General features: G+C 47.6%; 13 protein-coding genes and 1 pseudogene. 11 read left to right on the forward strand and 3 right to left on the reverse strand.

The genetic code is table 11. The features are described from left to right. Window positions 1–33 precede the first annotated feature (33 nt). From AC4IFB_RS16430 to AC4IFB_RS16440, 3 genes are read left to right on the forward strand one after another with little or no spacing between them, the layout of a single operon-like run. Window positions 34–3,486, forward strand: a complete 3,453-nt coding sequence (locus tag AC4IFB_RS16430; protein ID WP_490780746.1) for an acyl-[ACP]--phospholipid O-acyltransferase — start codon at window positions 34–36, stop codon at window positions 3,484–3,486. Then, entirely contained in the window at window positions 3,486–4,475 is a 990-nt protein-coding gene (locus AC4IFB_RS16435; protein ID WP_490775846.1) for an amidohydrolase family protein, read from the forward strand. Before AC4IFB_RS16430 ends, AC4IFB_RS16435 begins: the two co-directional genes overlap by 1 nt. A 42-nt stretch (window positions 4,476–4,517) precedes the next feature. Continuing rightward, complete coding sequence (locus AC4IFB_RS16440) at window positions 4,518–4,727, forward strand: DUF2452 domain-containing protein (protein WP_490780747.1); 210 nt, start codon at window positions 4,518–4,520, stop codon at window positions 4,725–4,727. Here the strand turns inward: AC4IFB_RS16440 and AC4IFB_RS16445 are convergent. Then, window positions 4,711–5,208: a DUF4405 domain-containing protein gene (locus tag AC4IFB_RS16445; protein WP_490775848.1), complete on the reverse strand. Its 498-nt coding sequence runs from the start codon at window positions 5,206–5,208 to the stop codon at window positions 4,711–4,713. The two genes, AC4IFB_RS16440 and AC4IFB_RS16445, sit on opposite strands and share 17 nt — an antisense overlap. Window positions 5,209–5,259: 51 nt before the next feature. Beyond that, entirely contained in the window at window positions 5,260–5,649 is a 390-nt protein-coding gene (locus AC4IFB_RS16450) for a hypothetical protein (protein WP_490780748.1), read from the reverse strand. A gap of 181 nt (window positions 5,650–5,830) precedes the next feature. Here AC4IFB_RS16450 and AC4IFB_RS16455 point away from each other — a divergent pair, with 181 nt between their 5' ends. The 5 genes from AC4IFB_RS16455 to AC4IFB_RS16475 all read left to right on the forward strand — a co-directional run bounded on the left by AC4IFB_RS16455 (window position 5,831) and on the right by AC4IFB_RS16475 (window position 9,813). Continuing rightward, on the forward strand, window positions 5,831–6,565 hold the full coding sequence (locus AC4IFB_RS16455; protein ID WP_490775850.1) for a response regulator: 735 nt from the start codon (window positions 5,831–5,833) through the stop codon (window positions 6,563–6,565). After that, window positions 6,549–7,919, forward strand: coding sequence for an ATP-binding protein (locus tag AC4IFB_RS16460; RefSeq protein WP_490780749.1), 1,371 nt, complete (start codon window positions 6,549–6,551; stop codon window positions 7,917–7,919). The genes AC4IFB_RS16455 and AC4IFB_RS16460 overlap by 17 nt, the downstream gene beginning before the upstream one ends. A 224-nt stretch (window positions 7,920–8,143) precedes the next feature. Then, complete coding sequence (locus AC4IFB_RS16465) at window positions 8,144–8,296, forward strand: hypothetical protein (protein ID WP_490775852.1); 153 nt, start codon at window positions 8,144–8,146, stop codon at window positions 8,294–8,296. A 171-nt stretch (window positions 8,297–8,467) separates the two neighbouring features. After that, window positions 8,468–9,079, forward strand: coding sequence for a hypothetical protein (locus tag AC4IFB_RS16470; protein WP_490780750.1), 612 nt, complete (start codon window positions 8,468–8,470; stop codon window positions 9,077–9,079). A 353-nt stretch (window positions 9,080–9,432) separates the two neighbouring features. Continuing rightward, entirely contained in the window at window positions 9,433–9,813 is a 381-nt protein-coding gene (locus AC4IFB_RS16475) for a hypothetical protein (protein WP_490775854.1), read from the forward strand. Window positions 9,814–9,925: 112 nt separating this feature from the next. Here AC4IFB_RS16475 and AC4IFB_RS16480 read toward each other — a convergent pair whose 3' ends face one another. Beyond that, entirely contained in the window at window positions 9,926–10,225 is a 300-nt protein-coding gene (locus AC4IFB_RS16480; RefSeq protein ID WP_490775855.1) for a DUF1840 domain-containing protein, read from the reverse strand. A 482-nt stretch (window positions 10,226–10,707) separates the two neighbouring features. Between AC4IFB_RS16480 and AC4IFB_RS16485 the strand changes: the two genes are divergently transcribed. The 3 genes and pseudogenes from AC4IFB_RS16485 to AC4IFB_RS16495 all read left to right on the forward strand — a co-directional run bounded on the left by AC4IFB_RS16485 (window position 10,708) and on the right by AC4IFB_RS16495 (window position 14,173). Then, a complete protein-coding gene (locus tag AC4IFB_RS16485) occupies window positions 10,708–11,496 on the forward strand; it encodes a hypothetical protein (RefSeq protein ID WP_490780751.1) in 789 nt (262 codons plus the stop codon). Window positions 11,497–11,958: 462 nt separating this feature from the next. Then, window positions 11,959–12,465: pseudogene (locus AC4IFB_RS16490) on the forward strand (ArnT family glycosyltransferase); the annotation flags it as partial. Between the two features lie 907 nt (window positions 12,466–13,372). Beyond that, on the forward strand, window positions 13,373–14,173 hold the full coding sequence (locus tag AC4IFB_RS16495) for a phosphatase PAP2 family protein (RefSeq protein WP_490780759.1): 801 nt from the start codon (window positions 13,373–13,375) through the stop codon (window positions 14,171–14,173). Window positions 14,174–14,175 lie beyond the last annotated feature (2 nt).

A 14,175-nucleotide genomic window follows, 5' to 3' on the forward strand; every position in this document is an offset into this window, starting at 1 on the left:
AGCCGCATCTAGAATCAACTCAGGCCAGATATCATGGACAAGATTTTCAAAACCACCGGATTCATCCCTTTCCTCACCATTATCTTCTTGAACGCCTTTGTCGATCTGGGGCACAAAATCGTGATCCAAAATGCGATATTCAAGATCTATGAGGGCCAGACTCAGATTATCCTCACCGCAATAGTCAATGGATTGATCCTGCTGCCTTTTATACTGCTGTTCACACCCGCTGGTTTTCTTGCTGATAAATTCAGGAAACCCAAAGTGATGCAGGTCAGTGCCGCCCTGGCAGTAGGACTGACCCTGCTGATCACCCTCTCCTACTATCTGGGCTGGTTTGAAATCTCCTTTGGCCTGACCTTTCTATTGGCCATGCAGAGTGCTTTCTACTCCCCTGCCAAATATGGATACATCAAGGAACTGACCGGTACCGAGCGTCTCGCCCACGGCAATGCGATCGTACAGGCGACCACTATTGTGGCCATTCTCTCCGGCATCTTTATCTTTTCCCTACTGTTTGAAACACGCCTTAGTGGCGTTGCCTACCAGGATGAAGCAACCCTGCTACAGGCCATAGCACCAATCGGGTGGATACTGATTATCAGTGCCGTACTGGAATTCTGGTTCACACTGCGTCTTAAACCCACCCAAGCGGTAGCAGCAGATAAACAATTTGACTGGGACGACTACGCCAAAGGACGCTATTTACGCAGTAATTTCAGCAAGCTGCTTTCACAGCGCGCAATCTGGCTCTCAATCGTCGGGCTATCGGTCTTCTGGGGAATCTCCCAGGTGGTATTGGCTGCTTTTCCGGCCTTCGCAAAAGAGACCATGGGCATGGAGAATACTCTGGTGATCCAGGGTCTGATGGCCTGCTCCGGCATCGGTATCATAATTGGCTCTCTGATTGCCGGACGCAGCTCCCGCCACCATATAGAAACCGGCCTGGTGCCCCTTGGTGCACTCGGCATTGTGGTCTCGCTGCTGCTGTTACCCCAGCTGCAATCCCCCTCATTGCTGGCTTTGGATTTTCTCTTGCTTGGAGCAGCAGGCGGTATGTTCATTGTACCGCTCAACGCCCTGATTCAGTTTCATGCGGAGGAGAGTGAGCTGGGTACCATTCTTGCCGGGAACAATCTGGTGCAGAACCTGGTAATGCTCGGCTTCCTTGGACTGACCGTACTCTTTGCAATCCAAGGCATAAATAGCCAGGGACTGTTCCACCTACTCACTCTGACAGCTCTGTCAGGTGCACTCTACACAATCTATCACCTACCCCAATCCCTGGTTCGGTTTATCATTGCCAAGGCCTTCGCCACCACTCATCGGATCGAGATATTGGGCTTCAAAAATCTACCCGCCCAGGGTGGCGTACTGATGCTCGGCAACCATATCAGTTATCTTGACTGGGCAATGATTCAAATAGCCAGCCCCAGACCAGTACGCTTTGTGATGCAGCGGGAGATCTATCAACGCTGGTATCTGAAGTGGTTCCTTGATCTGTTCGGGGTCATTCCGATCGCATCAGGACACAGCAAAGAGGCCCTGGCCAGTATTAATAAATTGCTTCAGGACGGCGAAGTGGTCTGTCTTTTTCCTGAAGGCTCCATCAGTCGCAACGGGCAACTTGGTGAATTCAAAAAAGGCTATGAAAAATGTGTCGAAGGTGTCGATGGAGTGATCCTTCCATTCTATCTGCGAGGCCTCTGGGGCAGCCGATTCTCACGCTCAAGCGAAAAACTCCAACAGAATCGTAACAACCGCTTGAGATCCGATATCATTGTAGCCTTCGGCAACCCCCTGCCTTTGCAGACACCTGCCCATCAGCTAAAGCAGAAGGTTCTGGAACTCTCCATTGATGCCTGGGAACAACATACTCAGCAGCTGGACTCCATTCCTCAGGCATGGATGCGCAGTGCAAAGCGGCTTGGCAGCCAGCTCAGTCTGGCCGACGCCCAGGGTTCAGGGAACCTCTCAGGCTACAAAACCCTCACCAGTGTGATTGCTTTTTCACGTTTGATTCGCAGACACAGCCCTGAGCAAAATATCGGTCTGTTACTGCCAACCAGCAGTGCAGGCACGATCGCCAATATGGCGGCGCTACTGGCTGGGAAAACCCTGGTCAATCTGAACTACACGGCAAACCTGAAAGCCCTCAATTCAGCCACCGAAAAGGCAGAATTGAAAACCATCTACACCTCACGCCGTTTCATCAAAAAACTTAAACAGAAGGGTATTGATCTTACAGAGGTTCTAGAAAAAGTAAGTGTTTACTATCTTGAAGACCTCAAAGATAAGATCAGCAGCTTCGAAAAGCTGTCACTGCTGACCCTGTCTGTGCTGCTGCCGGCCCCGATCCTGTTTAGCCTCTTTGGATCACGGATCGATCTTGAGCAACCAGCGGCCATTCTCTTCTCCAGTGGCAGTGAAGGAGAGCCTAAAGGGGTGATGCTGAGTCATCGAAACATCATGGCCAATATCAGACAGGTCTCTGATGTGCTCGATAGTCGTCATGAGGATGTGGTAATGGCTTCCCTGCCACTGTTCCATGCCTTTGGTTTGACTGTGACAGGTCTAATGCCCATGGTCGAAGGTATGCCAGCAATCTGTCATCCAGACCCAACGGATGCCCTGACCATCGCCAAAGCGATAGCCCGCTATAAGGCGACTATCTTTTGTGGCACCTCAACCTTCCTCAGGCTCTTTATACGCAATCGACGCATCCATCCGCTGATGCTTGAATCGCTGCGGATCGTCGTGGCAGGCGCGGAAAAGCTCAACCCCGATGTCAGAGAGAGCTTCAAGCTAAAATTCAATAAAGAGATCTATGAAGGCTATGGCGCCACAGAAACCACCCCGGTGGCCAGCGTTAACATTCCCGATCGCATCGCCCCCGGAACCTGGCAGATACAGCAGGGCTCCAAGTCGGGTACGGTGGGGCTGCCTCTGCCTGGAGGGAGTTTCCGTATCGTCGACCCGGCATCACTGCAACCACTCCCTACAGGTGAAGATGGTCTGATTCTGTTTGGAGGCGCGCAAGTTATGCTGGGCTATTTGAATGATCCCGATAAAAGCTCCGAGGTAATCCTCGAGCGAGACAACAAACGTTGGTATAAAACCGGAGATAAAGGCCATCTGGACAAAGACGGATTCCTAACCATAGTCGACCGTTACTCCCGTTTTGCAAAAATTGGTGGAGAGATGATCAGTCTGGGGGCGATTGAGGGATCAATCAGCGCCCTGCTCCCGGAAGATACCGAGATACTGGCCACGGCCCTGCCCGATGAGAAGAAAGGAGAAAAGGTGGTACTGCTATTTAGCGGCAACATCGTATTGGATGAGCTGAAAAAACTGATCAACAGTTCATCACTCAATCCCTTGATGAAACCGGCTGCACTACTATTTGTAGAAACAATACCCAAACTGGGAAGCGGCAAGAGTGACTTTACTCAGGCCAAATCGATCGCACTGGAGGCCATGGGCTGATGAAAACTATAGACATCCACACCCATCTGCTCAATCCAAGTGTCAGTTTCGACCGACTCTACGACAAGATCGCCTTGCGCTTTTTTGCCAAGGGGCTCGGAGTGAATCCAACGCAGTTAAGAGCCAGACCCTATGAGACTTATGTGGAAGCCATGGCATCCTCGATCCGCGAATCGAAGATGGTGGATAGAGCCTGCCTGTTTGGTGTTGATGCCTGCTTTGATCAGCGAGGCAGAGAGATCGAACGCAATAAAACTGTTTGCGCCATGAACCAGGACGTACTGGATGTGGTGCATAAACACCCAAATGAGTTTATTCCCTTCTTCTCCATCAACCCAAGACGAGCCAATGCCCTTGAACTGATCGATGAACAAGTGGAACGAGGTTGCAAGGGTGCCAAGTTCTTACAAAACTATTGGGGAGTTGACCTGAATGATGAAGATTTTATCCCCTACTATGAAAAGCTGAAACAACATCAGCTACCACTCATCATCCACATCGGAAGTGAATACAGCATCACCTCTCATGCAAGCTATGAACGAATCAACATGCTGGATCTGCCTCTGGCAACTGGCGTCACGGTAATCGCAGCGCATATGGGCCTGGGGCGAATAAACCACAAACTTCAACCATGGAGAAACATCTCGAAGGATCCACGCCATTTCGACAGCGACTACTTCCAACTGCTGGAGATGTTGAAAACTCACCCTAACCTCTATGCTGATATCTCAGCAATTCTGGCGCCACTTCGAGCCCGTGCACTACGCCACCTATCCGGGCAAACAGAGATTCATCACAAAATTCTGTTTGGCAGCGATTATCCCGTCCCCTTCACAATCCGCTACAACACCTACGACTTAAATCATGCGCAACGAATAGAGATCAATCGAATAGATAATCCTTTCGATCGCTACACAACAGCCATGCTGGCCTACTTTTCAGAAGATAGCCAAATCTATAAGAACCACGAAAAACTGCTGATGTTGTAAAATGCCAGAATGATTTGAGACGCCATCTGGATTAATTGACTTATGAATGAAAAAAACGACGAGAACGGCAGACCCGACAATCTCTCACCCTATCCAGTCAGCAGACTTGCACCAGCCTTCAATCTTGTCGACCTGGCGCAAGAGATAAGCCAGGCCGACGAGATGCTTGCAATTCAGGCAAGTGCTCAACTGAGGGTCATTGCTGACCAGGTAAAGTTATTGCAACAACAATCCACTAACTCTTTTCACTAAACAACAGCTTTATCAATGCTCTTGGCTCACTTCCATTGACTACAGCTATCTCTCTTATAGTGCTTTCAGATCCATCCACTCTAAAGCCTGCCGCTTGAAATCTTGTAACAACACTCTCAGTAGTCTCATCCAAAAGTGGTGCAACTTCCGATAGCGGTGAAGCCTCAAGACTATTCACAATTCTCATCATTGGACTACCGCCTTGCTGGGTTGAAGAGACAACAATAAATGCACTGCTGACAATCGCTACAGCACCTACCAATGAGAGACCCATTCGTTTAGTAAAATAGTTCCTAAAGGCGCTCCAATGATTAAGTACATGTAACACAATACCTACAGCAAACAGTAAACCGATCCACTCATGAGCCAGCTCTACCGGATTATGTATGCCAAAAAACATCAGCACGCCAGAGACGGCTACAAACAGGCCTGCCCCGATAATTACAGGTGTCGACCATTTTCGGGTATTTATATTCTTCATTGATAACTCACTCTGTTATTACTACGACCCGCAAAGCGGGTCGTATACCACTTAACGTTTGCCACCACGACGTGGAAGACCATTGTCACGATCGACTTCCACTTGGCGAACCAGTGAATCATCTACGGTTACGATATCCACCAGGTAAGTATCCTCATCCTGCGTTGTGACCTGACCGACTTTCAAACGATCATTGCCTCGCATGATCAATCTTGCGGCTACCAGGGTTTTTGCTTCGTCCGCTGTCAAATCCAGGTCACGATCCATTGCAGGGCCGAAATTGCCTTTTCCCTGCATCATTCCTGGAGCACCACTCATAGCCCCACGATCACAATTGCCTTTTCTACCGCCCCAGCCAGCATCGGCCGAGGAGGCTAGTGCAAACATTCCAGAAGTAGCGACTACTGCAGAAATAATGGTAACTTTTAAACCTTTGTTCATTTCAAACTCCTCATCGTTGAAGTTACTTTGTCTTGTTGACGACTTCTATTTAAGACGAAGAGTGTGTCGCTTCATTGGCAGAAAACCTCTGTTTTGTAACAAGCAGTGGCATATCTGGCTGTTGACACAAACTGTCACAAATCTTCTTTCCGCTAGGGATATCTTCCCTTAAACTGAGCCTATGAAGAGTCAACCACACATCTTAGTTGTCGATGATCACCAGGAGATCCGCACCTTGGTGCAGCGCTTTCTCACCGATCACGGCCTCAGGGTTACTACAGCATCCAATGGAACTGAGATGAAGAAACGTCTCAAGGATGCCGCCATTGATCTTATCGTCCTGGATCTGATGATGCCGGGTGAGGATGGCCTGACCCTGTGTCGTAACTTACGCGCTGAGTCGAACACGCCTGTCATCATGCTGACTGCAATGGGCGAAGAGACCGACCGAATCATCGGCCTGGAGATGGGGGCTGATGACTACCTGGCAAAACCCTTTAATCCAAGAGAGCTTCTGGCACGTATCAAAGCGGTATTACGCCGAATGAGCTCTATACCTGAGCAGACTCATGAGGAGGCGCCGCAACGACTTACCTTTCTTGGGTGGACACTGCTGCCCGTAGCGCGTGAGCTGATCGATCCGGAGCAGACCCTGGTACCCTTGAGTACTGCAGAATTCACCTTACTCATGGCGCTTGTAACCCGTCCAGGACGGGTACTCTCCCGCGACCAACTGCTCGACCTGGCCAGAGGACGGGAAGCCCGTGCCTTTGACCGTGCCATCGACACCCTCGTAAGTCGCCTGCGTCGTAAGCTTCGAGACCAGCCCCGTAACCCACAGATCATTAAAACCGTACGTGGCGGCGGCTATCTGTTTGCCCCTAAAGTGGATTCAAGTCATGCGTCTCTGGCCTGATTCACTCGCAGGGCGCACTCTTGCGCTACTCATTGGCACTACACTACTGCTTATTTTAGGCAGTGCCGTACTGCTGCACGATGAACGCAGCAAGCGCTTCGATGAGCATAACCGGTTCCGCCACCTAGAAAGGGTTGCCACTGTGGCACGCCTTCTGAGTGATGCCAATGAGAATGAACGGACACGCATCATCGAGCGGATTGCAGAGAAGCATGAGGATATAAGTCTCACCAATCAGCCGCGGATAGATCGCCAGCCCAGCGATCCGATTGAAAAGAAGATTGCTCATCACCTGAGAAGAGCACTAAATCTGAAGACTAAATCCGCAATACGAGTACGTATTGATTTCGATCAGCAGGCGAAAACAGCCAAGACAGAAGAGAACACCCCTCACCCAAAACGAAGACCGCTAAAATCAATCGACATATCAATCCGACTGAAGGATCAAACCTGGCTGAATTTCAGCACCAATCATTTCAAAAACGTACCCCCCTGGGAGAGTAAAACCCTACAGTTACTTTTTCTCTATCTGGTTCTGCTCATCACTATCGGCCTGCTGATCGCACGACGGATGGCAAACCCGATGGCCCAACTGGCTGGAGCAGCAGAACGATTAGGATTGGGACAACCTCAACCCCCAATCCCTGAAAAGGGACCAAAGGAGGTACGCAAAACCATTCATGCCTTCAATCTTATGCAGGAGCGCCTGGAGCGACAGATCAGCGACCGTTCACGACTGCTGGCTGCTGTATCCCACGATTTAAAAACCCCTATTACCACCCTCAGGCTGCGAGCAGAATATATCGAAGATCCTGAGATGCAGGAGAAGACCCTGGCCACACTTACAGAGATGGAAGCCATTCTCTCCGATACACTCAGCTACGCTCGTGATGAAGCAGCTGATGAACAGGCCCGCAGCACAGATCTGGCCGCTCTAATACAGAGCCTTGTCGACGACCATGCCGATTTAGGTGGCGAGACGAGCTACCAGGGACCAGAACGGCTCAACTTTATCTGCCGCCCCGTTGCCTTGAGGCGAGCCTTTAACAACCTGATCGATAACGCTCTTAAATATGGGGGTAGTGCAGTTGCAACATTAACCTCCTCCTCGGAGCGGGTCATCATCGACATTGAAGACAATGGCCCAGGTATAGCGGATCAACACCTGAAGGCTGTTCTGGCTCCGTTTTTCCGGCTTGAAGCCTCCCGTAACCGGGATACAGGAGGCACTGGATTAGGTCTTGCGGTCGCCAACACTATTGTGCTCGGCCATGGCGGCGAGCTGTCACTCAGTAACCGCCCTGAGGGGGGACTTAGAGTCAGGGTGATATTGAATAAACTGCAAGCCAGATAAAACCCTAATTCGCAATTATTTCTAAATTTTTTAATCAGTTAGTATGCACCTCACCCTTCAAAATCGATATTAGCATTTCATATACCCTGAGATACATATGTTTTTAAATTCATAATCGAATCCCCATATCAACTACAGGAGCTATTTCTCAAACTACTTTTCAACATGATAACCCGCTATACTTGTCTGACTAAGGACGCATACTGAGACTGGGAAAGCTAACTATGAAGGCATTGCAATCAGACAACTTTCGCAAGCTGAGAAAGACAAATCCAGACGCATTCCATGATTGGATTGCCGGGAAGTCAGATACTGTCAAAAAAGGCGAAAAGAGAATCCGCATAGTACCCGTACGCAACAACAAAAAGGCAGACTGATCACCTTCCCAGACTGATAGCGTGAACCTTGCATTTCCCGCTCTGCTTACTTTCCTCCTGATTCTCCCAGGGTTTATATTTCGCGGCGCTTTTACAAGGTCCGAAAGAACTCAGTTAGACAACAGACCCTTCACTTCCGAAACCGTTAAAAGTCTGATCTTAGCGATCCTCTTGCATTCCATCTGGCTTCAGCTAGCAAAAATATTCTCACCGATATCGATTGACTACCAGATATTTCTGACCCTCTTTACTGCTGCCCGTGGCGATTTGCTTGAACTTACCATCAACAGATCTGCAGTCCATACGCCTGCCTTTATCACCTATCTGATGACAATCTATATCGGTGCTTATCTGCTTGGCACATCAGCACAGAAAATAGTGATTAAATACAAGCTGGACAGGCATCCTCTTCTAAGTGAGTTCTTTCGTTTCGACACACCCTGGTTCTATCTTTTCAAAGGGTTTAACGATGAGGGTGATGAAGCCGATTTTGTAAAGTTAGCTGTTACCATACACCAGGTAGAGGCTACCTATCTCTACTACGGCATCCTGGAAGATTTTTTTCTAACCGACTCAGGCAACCTTGAGCGTATTGTTCTCTCCTCTGTTGTCAGAAGAAAGCTGACTGCAGACGATGCCATTCTGCCTGAGGATGATAAAAGCACGCCTGCGGAAACAAATCGCTTCTACGAGATTTCCGGCGATAGGTTCGTTCTTAAATACAAAGATATAACCAGCCTGAATATTGAGTATTACAAAATAATTGAAAATACAGCCAGTTGAGATTTTTCCTGACAGCCATCTTCAGAGCTGACCTTATCTGTCACTGGACATGAATAAAATCGTTTAATAGAACTATCCAACACTCAACTCATAAACCGCTATTCCTTAAAATGGGCAGAATCCTATACTCGGTATACTGTGTATCTCAAATGAGTCAATAAATCCTATATTGAAGAGAGCCTTGACATGACAATCGCAATCATACTACTCACTATCATCATTACCATCCCTCTACTCTACTTATTAACCCGGCGACTAAGTATGTTGTCTTCAGCCGCCCCTTCAAATCTGTGAGCAGGGTTTGGTGGGAATTTGAACCAAAGGGAGAGAATACCACCCTGGTACACTGGAACATGGCTGGCAAAATGCCTTTCCTATTCCGCTTTATGGCGAAGAAAATACCAACCTACATCAGCAAAGACTACGACACAGGCCTCTACCTTTTGCGTGGTGAGTTGGAAGCAGATGCCGAGGTTCCACGAATCTCATTCGATGGGCCGGAAGAGCTGCCTGATATGAGCGTAGTGCGCTGGAATATTTTTACTCCCCTCTCCCCTCGCGGGAGAGGGGCTGGGGGAGAGGGGGAGTTTAAACAGCACAATCATCCAGGTCATCACTCAGTATGGCAAGGATTGATCGGATCGTGCCGCATACGCTTCAGTTTCATTAAGCGCTTGACGCACCCCTCTCCCATCAAGGGCGAGGGGCTTGAATGCCTGCTTTTGAGTGATTGAGAGTTAATGGAATAGCAGTGAGTTTAGATAAGAATAATCCAATCAGAGTAAACCCACAATACCCGATTTCTACTACAGATTTAAAATCCTGGGTCAGTCTACCAGGTAGTGGTCAGTATCTATCCCACATAACATTACATTTTTCCTTTTTAGCTGCTTTAAGTAATTCGATTACCGGCAAGGCACGTTGCGAAAGTGTAACAGCAGTTTCATCATCATCTTCTTTTGTCGTTAAATGCTGACCTTCACGCTCGATTGCTGCCTGCAGCTGCTCAAGCGCAGCTTGTACATCTTCAGCAAGGAGAGCACTGGGTACTGTGCCACTATGCCCCATCATTTTTAGCAGCGAGACTGCCACGTCACCGAACAGGGTAATGTCTGCATAGGCTGGCGTCGAAAAAGTTACTAGCATAGCTGCGTTCTCCTAAATGGTCAGCTGGACTTCACTCCTCACCAACTCCCACAATTATAACATTAAGGGCATTTCTATTAATTGCTTATTGCCTCTGCGTGATCTGGAGCGCGTAGCTGCAAGGCATGAGCTGAAGCATAATGGTTGCTCCATTCTCAAGAGTGGACAAATCGTGACCCTCATTGTTTATATTTGTTATAACTTATTAATAATCAGCTAGATACTATAACATAACCTAAGGTTACTATTATTTATAAACGTAGTATGTCCAGGACATTTTTTCAGCCTTAAGCTACACTTAACATATAGGTTAGAAATCCGAATACCGGCTTGCTCCCAGAGTTCCTCCTCCGTCAGATGACGGCAATCGCTTCTAATTATTAGTTTCTTTGGCACTGCATCAAAGGAATAGAGCCCACATCGTCTCGCTCAAACCAAATACAAATATGAGCAGATTATCTACGATAGGTAAAAAAAGATTCATGAACAAGCCAGGTAATCGATATTTAACTACTCCCGTATTCCTTATGGTCACTTTCTCACTACTGGTATTAGTGACAGGGCAAATCTTTTCAAAGGACCTAGAGATCGAAATACCAGCAAATGCTAAAGCAAATAAATATAGAAGTGGCTGGCAGTGTGATTACGGCTTTCAAAAGAAAAATCAGCAATGCATTCGCATCAAGGTACCAGCCAATGCATACTCGACCAATAACTCTTATGGTAACCCTTGGAAGTGCAACCGAGGTTACCGTGAAAAGGGCAATAGCTGTATCATTATTCAAATACCCGCGAATGCCTATCTAAACTCCTCTGGGGTTGGTAGGTGGAGTTGCGCTCGTGGTTACAGAAAAGTAACCAACTCCTGTGTTGCCATCAATGTACCTGCAAATGGATATTTAACCGAATCATCAAGCGGAACCGGCTGGACTTGCAATCGCGGATATCGATCAACCCACTCAACTTGTGTTGCTATCAAAGTGCCTGAGAATGGTTTTTTAACAAATGCTTCACATGGAAGCGGCTGGAGCTGTGATCGAGGTTACCGTGCGACAGAGGATGCCTGTATAGCTATTGATGTTCCTCCAAATGGGTATTTAGTAGAGTCTTCATACGGATCTGGCTGGAAGTGTGAACGTGGATTTATAGCAACTAGTAACAGCTGTCTCGCGATTAATCTTCCAGAGAATGCCCACCTGGATTATTCCGGTTCCGATTGGAAATGTAACGATCCGTATCGTAAACAGCAGGATAGATGTGTACTACGTTGAAGGACTCAACAAACGAAAGTGGACATTTGAGGATATTCAAGATTCCTGTCTCTTCCCAAACTCTATACACAACAGATTTAACTGACCTTCACCGCTGCAGATTCAACGACCCATACGGCTTTCAACTCTTTATGGATATCAAAGTTTGTCTGAATTTCAGCCAACCAGTATAAACGGGCACATATAATCAGAATCTAATAAAACTTTAAAATACTCATAACAAACTGATAACAGATCAAAAACATCAATAGCTCAGAATATACAGGGTTAAATACAACGAGACAGCAGAACCCATCTCTACCCATACACCACCACCCAGCCATGCAGTACACCAACATCAACGCAACCCACGGCCTGAAACTGCTATGGCTGTTAACGGTATTGATGGCCTTCTTTTACAACCTGCAAGGCACACCTCTATTTGATATCGATGAAGGTGCATTTGCTCAAGCCACCCGTGAAATGGCGCTCAGAGATGATTATCTTACCCTCCATCTGAATGGTGAGCCCCGCCACGACAAACCAATCTTGACCTACTGGCTTCAAGCCCTTTCTGTCAAAGTCTTTGGTGTCACCGAATTCGCTTTTCGCTTGCCTTCAGCAATTGCAGCAACCCTTTGGAATCTACTGATTGTCATCTTCACCTGGCGCTTGACAACTCCCAGCATAGCATTGAAGGCCGGCATACTCATGGCCGGCACACTGGGCACAGGCATTATTGGCAAAGCCGCGACAGCGGATGCCCTGCTCAATCTGTTTCTAGCTGGCACACTTTTCAGTCTCTATTTCAATTTTACCACCAGACAAACCCGCTATCTGCTCGCTGCAGCCTTTTTTACCGGACTTGGATTTCTAACCAAAGGGCCAATAGCCTTATTGATACCTGGCCTGGTCAGTCTGATCTATTCACTCTCCATTGGTAAATTTCAGGACTGGATCAGAATCATTTTCAGCCCATCAGCATGGTTGGTCTTTTTATCTGTCGGCCTACCCTGGTACCTTATTAACTACCTGAAAGAGGGCTCAGGATTTATTGAGGGGTTTATCGGCACGCATAACATTGGACGATTCACTCAGGCGATGGAGAGTCACTCAGGACCATGGTGGTACTACCTGCCAATGCTATTGTTGATGGCGTTTCCATTCAGCTATACCTTGCTGCGACCATTTCTGAATGTAAAAAATGTCATCACAAAACCACTTAATCGATTCCTGATTATCTGGTTTCTTCTGGTACTGGTTTTCTTTTCACTATCTGCCACCAAGTTACCACACTACATACTCTACGGCCTGACCCCGCTGTTTATTCTTGGCGCAATACATATCGATCGAGAAACAAACTTAAAACCTGTATTTTTACCATTATTGTTCTTTGTAGTATTGATGTTAGCCTTGCCACAGCTGATCTCTTATTCTATTACAGAGCTGGACAATCATTCTCTCAGTGAAACCCTCAGCCAACCAAGCAATTACCTACCAGCTAATTACTATTTAATTCTTGGTGTTGTGCTACTTAGTATAATCTGGTTATTCAATGATCATCGATGGCTGATCCAGGGACGACTGCTTAGCGCTGGCATAATCACTATTTTTATCGCCTCTGAGTTATTGATACCTATAGTCGGCAGAATTCAACAAACACCCATACGCGAAGCCGGAAACCTCGCACGTAATTACAAACAAACCACTGTAATGTGGCGAATAAACAACCCTAGCTTCAGTGTTTACAGTGGCCGCATCACACCCAAGCGTAAACCCAATGAGGGAGAAATTGTTCTAACGAAAAGCCGACACCTAAAAAGACTACCAAGCCATCAACTACTCTATGAGCACCAGGGAGTAGCCCTGGCTCTGCTTGATACAGAGGAACATATCGATGTTTCAGGACCAACCCATCCCCTTACGCCACTTGAGCCTTTGGTTGATTCCAGTATTACTGTTATGCAGCGCACTCTGGCTCCATCAGACGCAACTCAATACCTCACTGTTTCTCTGGATAAATCATCAGGTAGTACCAACCCTGAGTCCCGCCCTGTGGGAAACACTCACCATTCTAGGGGACGGTCTAGTGGCATTAACACTGCTTCTCCCATTTTACAAGCATCACCCCAAAGCCGTCATCGCGGCCATAATTTCAGGCCTGATCGCAGCAGTGTTGATACATCTTCTCAAAGCAGGTTTCCCTATCCCACGCCCGGCAGCAAGCTTGGACAGAGATACAATCACCATCATCGGACCGATTCTCAAACAAGGCAGTTTTCCATCAGGTCATACAGCAACCATTTTCGCTTTACTAGGCAGCGTTACACTCTGGATCAAAATCAAGTATCTGACAAATCTACTACCAATCCTGGCCGTCGTAGCCATTTTCGCAGCCTTCTCCCGTATAGCAGTGGGCGCCCACTGGCCGCTGGATATTTTGATCGGCGCAACCTTAGGTTGGATATCTGCATTTATCGGCAGTGCATTGACCCAGCGCATATCCACTACCCCGCAGGCAGTCAATTGGTTAGGTCGCTTCCTTACCCTGTGTACCCTATACCTGCTTTTATTTCACCAGACTGGTTATTTCAACGCACAACCAATACTTCATGGTATCGCTCTGCTGCTGCTAGGCATCACCTGTTTACAGCATCTAGAACATCCAACAATAAAAGCTCTTCCAGCAACAAGCTGAAA

The sequence above is a fragment of the Candidatus Thiodiazotropha sp. AKIB8 genome (genome assembly GCF_058244675.1).

Coding starts and splice junctions, on each gene's coding strand:
- AC4IFB_RS16430 (WP_490780746.1), top strand. CDS start 34: ATGGACAAGATTTTCAAAACCACCGGATTCATCCCTTTCCTCACCATT.
- AC4IFB_RS16435 (WP_490775846.1), top strand. CDS start 3,486: ATGAAAACTATAGACATCCACACCCATCTGCTCAATCCAAGTGTCAGT.
- AC4IFB_RS16440 (WP_490780747.1), top strand. CDS start 4,518: ATGAATGAAAAAAACGACGAGAACGGCAGACCCGACAATCTCTCACCC.
- AC4IFB_RS16445 (WP_490775848.1), bottom strand. CDS start 5,208: ATGAAGAATATAAATACCCGAAAATGGTCGACACCTGTAATTATCGGG.
- AC4IFB_RS16450 (WP_490780748.1), bottom strand. CDS start 5,649: ATGAACAAAGGTTTAAAAGTTACCATTATTTCTGCAGTAGTCGCTACT.
- AC4IFB_RS16455 (WP_490775850.1), top strand. CDS start 5,831: ATGAAGAGTCAACCACACATCTTAGTTGTCGATGATCACCAGGAGATC.
- AC4IFB_RS16460 (WP_490780749.1), top strand. CDS start 6,549: ATGCGTCTCTGGCCTGATTCACTCGCAGGGCGCACTCTTGCGCTACTC.
- AC4IFB_RS16465 (WP_490775852.1), top strand. CDS start 8,144: ATGAAGGCATTGCAATCAGACAACTTTCGCAAGCTGAGAAAGACAAAT.
- AC4IFB_RS16475 (WP_490775854.1), top strand. CDS start 9,433: ATGGCTGGCAAAATGCCTTTCCTATTCCGCTTTATGGCGAAGAAAATA.
- AC4IFB_RS16480 (WP_490775855.1), bottom strand. CDS start 10,225: ATGCTAGTAACTTTTTCGACGCCAGCCTATGCAGACATTACCCTGTTC.
- AC4IFB_RS16485 (WP_490780751.1), top strand. CDS start 10,708: ATGAACAAGCCAGGTAATCGATATTTAACTACTCCCGTATTCCTTATG.
- AC4IFB_RS16495 (WP_490780759.1), top strand. CDS start 13,373: ATGTTTCAGGACCAACCCATCCCCTTACGCCACTTGAGCCTTTGGTTG.